Below are 3,464 nucleotides of genomic sequence, written 5' to 3' on the forward strand. Positions count from 1 at the left end.
CGGCGCCGCTCGCGCCCTATTACGCGTATGAGGATTTTCCCGGGCCCGGGGTGCAGACCGACGACGAATTCCTTGCCGCGGCGACCCAGCGCGGCACCACGACGTTTCATCCCGGCTGCACCTGCCGGATGGGGCCGGCCGATGCCAAATGGGCCGTGGTCGACGACCAGCTACGCGTGCACGGGTTGCAGGGCCTGCGCGTGATCGACGCCTCGATCATGCCGCGCATGATCTCAGCCAATCTCAATGCCTCGACCATGATGATCGCCGATAAAGCCTCCGACCTGATCCGGGGAAAGAGCATGTCGTGACATCGACCTGGATTTTTCTGGTCTCGTTTTTCGCCATTCTCGCCGGCGGCGCGACCGGCATGACGCTGCGCGTGCGGCTTCCCAAGGCCCATCTGAACGCCGAGACAAGGGAAATGATCCGGCTCGGCGCCAGCCTGCTTGCAACACTGGTTGCCGTCATTATCAGTTTGACGATTGCTTCGGCGAAATCTTCCTACGAGACGCAGGATGCTCACTTCCGGCAATTGGCGGCCTATCTCGTCGAGGTCGATCAGTTGCTCGCGCAGTATGGGCCGGAGGCGACCGCCATGCGCCAACAGATGCGCGAACAGGTTCCAGCCGCGATCGACCGGATCTGGCACGAGAAGGCGACGGCCTCGCAGGACACCGCATTTACGGCCCGCTCGCTCGCCGAACAGCTCTATACGGCGGCCGCAGCGCTGTCGCCGAACAACGACACCCAGCGCGGGCTGAAATCGCGCGTCGAGCAGGCCATCGCCGATATCGCGCGGACGCGGCTTTCGATGTTCGCGGATGGCGACACGCCGGTCCTGACGCCGTTCATGCTGATATTGATCTTCTGGCTGATGGTCGTCTTTGTCAGCTTCGGCCTGTTCGTCGAACCCGGTCCGGTCGTCTTTGCCGCATTGCTGGTGTTTGCGTTGTCGATTTCGACGGCGTTGTTCCTGGTCGCGGATTTGAGCCGGCCGTTTGTCGGCCTGATGCAGATACCCAAGGAGCAGCTCAAGCATACGCTGGCACCCTTGAATTGATGGCGCGGGCGGGTCTTCAGCGGGCCGTCAATTCTTGCGCGGCAAGGTTCGGATCCGCTCCAGCAGGGAATGGCAGTAGTCCAGCGTCAATTCCCGATCGCCGTACAGGATGTGATAGATGATCGGCGCCACGACATGGTCGATCACCTCGTTGATATCGAACGGCGTTTCGCCGCGGGCTTTTGCCCGCGAAGCGATGGTCGCCAGATGTTCGTGGGTAAAGCCCGCGCACTGGACCGGATAGGTTCCCGACTGCGAAAACACGTCCCTGATCAGCGCCTGGCCCACCGGCGACGACATCTCTTCCATGAACTGTTCGATGAACACCCGCAGGTCTGACGCCGTGGCGCCGGTGTCTTCGGGGTCGGAAATCGGCCGCAACCGCTCTACGGCGACATCAGCCAATAGCGCCGACAGGTCGCCCCACCGCCGGTAAATCGTCGACGGCGTCACCCCGGCCACGGCGGCTATTTGCGGCACGGTGAGTTCATCGCGATGGGTCTCAGCGCCGAGACGCCTCACCGCGTCGTGCACAGCACTCTGGATCCGTGCGCTCCGTCCCCCGACCCGAACGCGCTCCTTGACCGCCACGCTTTTGCTCCGTGCAACCTTGCCATGCCAAAACGAGGGTCGATCTTAACGCAAATGATTTGCTTTAAGGCTTCGGGCTCCCATATAGCTAAGGCTATATATTAGCTTTAGGAGCCAGCTATGCAAGTCTGCCAGACAAATCCGCCCGGCGCGGCCGCTGCCGAAGCGCTCGCCACGGCATCCCAAAGCTCAAGCCGCTCCCTGCCGCTCGGCGCCATGACATGGTTCAGTTTCGCCAGTGCGATGCTGATCGCGGCGAGCAGCAGCGCAGTGACACCGCTTTACCACCTCTATCAGGCGTCGATGCATCTTACGCCGTTCTGGATTACGATCGTGTTTGCGAGTTACGTCGCGAGCCTGCTCGCCACCCTGCTGACGGTTGGCGGATTGTCCGACTATGTCGGACGGCGTCCGGTGATCCTGGTGGCGCTGCTCTTGAACGCCGCGGCGATGGTTCTGTTCTCGGAAGCACGGGATGTCGGGCAGTTGATTCTGGCACGGATGGTCCAGGGGCTTTGCGTCGGTGTCGGCACCACCGCGATGGGCGCGGCGATCCTCGATACCAACCGTGTCCGCGGACCTCTGCTCAACAGCGTCACCGCCTTTCTCGGCATGACCGCCGGCTCATTGGGGGCGGCCGCGCTGATCACGTTCGCGTCCGACCCGTTGCACCGGGTGTACGAGGTCCTGTTGGCGCTGACGGCGCTGCTGATCGCGCTGCTTTACGTCATGCCCGAAAGCAGTACGCGAAAAGCAGGCGCGCTGGCCTCGCTGCGCCCGCATGTTCGCGTACCGCCGCAATCGCGGGCCGTTCTGGCCAGGCTCACGCCGGCCAATGTGGCGGGCTGGGCGCTCGGCGGGCTCTACCTCTCCTTGATGCCGACCGTGGTGGCGACGGCGATGGGTGTCGCCTCGCCCTGGGTCGGCGGCGTCGTGGTCGCGGCGCTGATGCTGACCGCGGCCGTCGCGGTCGCGATGTTCAGGGACTGGCCGGCGCGGCGGCTGATCTTGATTGGCACCAGCACGCTGGGGCTCGGCGTCGCCGTGTCGATGGCCGGAATCCAGCAGCAGCAGGTGGCCGCATTGCTGGCCGGGACCGTGATCGCAGGCGTCGGATTCGGGGCAACCTTCTCGGGAACGCTGCGCGCGCTATTGCCCACCGCCGAACCGCATCAGCGCGCCGGGCTATTGTCGGCGTTCTATCTGCAATCCTATCTGGCGTTCAGTGTGCCCGCGGTCATCGCCGGACTGTCGGTCCCGCAGATCGGGCTTTCCACCACCGCCTATCTCTACGGCGCCGTCATCATGCTGCTGGCCTTCATCTCGATGACGGCGTCGCTGTGGACCACGCGTTGAGGGAACAACGGTTTACACTTCCCTGCGGCTCAGGAACGCCAGCCGCTCGAACAGATGCACGTCCTGCTCGTTCTTCAAAAGCGCGCCGTGCAGCGGCGGGATCAGCTTGCGGGGGTCGCGCTCCCTGAGCATTTCCGGCGTGATGTCTTCGTTGAGGAGCAGCTTCAGCCAGTCCAGCAGTTCCGAGGTCGACGGCTTCTTCTTCAGGCCCGGCACTTCGCGCACCTCGAAGAAGATCCGCAGGGCTTCTTCCACCATGCGTTTCTTGATGCCGGGAAAATGCACGTCGACGATCCGGTTCATGGTGTCGACGTCGGGAAATTTGATGTAGTGGAAAAAACAGCGCCGCAGGAAGGCGTCCGGCAATTCCTTCTCGTTGTTGGAGGTGATCATCACGATCGGGCGCAGCCTGGCCTTGATGTTCTCGCCGGTCTCGTAGACGAAGAACTCCATG

The 3,464-nt window shown here is 63.1% G+C and carries 4 protein-coding genes and 1 pseudogene; 3 read left to right on the forward strand and 2 right to left on the reverse strand.

All coding sequences use genetic code 11. The annotated features are described in order from the left end of the window. Together ABR948_RS29095 and ABR948_RS29100 are read left to right on the forward strand one after the other, a co-directional pair. Nucleotides 1–311, forward strand: a 311-nt coding sequence (locus ABR948_RS29095; RefSeq protein ID WP_428124699.1) for a GMC oxidoreductase, incomplete at its 5' end; no start/stop codon positions are given. Next, nucleotides 308–1,063 (forward strand): bestrophin-like domain, encoded by a 756-nt coding sequence (locus ABR948_RS29100; RefSeq protein ID WP_428124701.1) that lies wholly within the window; start codon nt 308–310, stop codon nt 1,061–1,063. The genes ABR948_RS29095 and ABR948_RS29100, both read left to right, overlap by 4 nt. Nucleotides 1,064–1,090: 27 nt before the next feature. On the opposite strand, the gene ABR948_RS29105 is transcribed toward ABR948_RS29100, so the two are convergent. Further along, nucleotides 1,091–1,654 (reverse strand): TetR/AcrR family transcriptional regulator, encoded by a 564-nt coding sequence (locus tag ABR948_RS29105; RefSeq protein ID WP_428124703.1) that lies wholly within the window; start codon nt 1,652–1,654, stop codon nt 1,091–1,093. Between the two features lie 120 nt (nt 1,655–1,774). On the opposite strand from ABR948_RS29105, the gene ABR948_RS29110 reads away from it, so the two are divergent. Next, complete coding sequence (locus tag ABR948_RS29110) at nt 1,775–3,010, forward strand: MFS transporter (protein ID WP_428124705.1); 1,236 nt, start codon at nt 1,775–1,777, stop codon at nt 3,008–3,010. Nucleotides 3,011–3,022: 12 nt separating this feature from the next. Here the strand turns inward: ABR948_RS29110 and ABR948_RS29115 are convergent. Continuing rightward, nucleotides 3,023–3,464 (reverse strand): annotated as a pseudogene (locus ABR948_RS29115) (AAA family ATPase); the annotation flags it as partial.

The sequence above is a fragment of the Bradyrhizobium sp. genome (assembly GCF_050014615.1).
In the GTDB taxonomy this organism is placed as follows: domain Bacteria; phylum Pseudomonadota; class Alphaproteobacteria; order Rhizobiales; family Xanthobacteraceae; genus Bradyrhizobium.

Coding starts and splice junctions, on each gene's coding strand:
- ABR948_RS29110 (WP_428124705.1), top strand. CDS start 1,775: ATGCAAGTCTGCCAGACAAATCCGCCCGGCGCGGCCGCTGCCGAAGCG.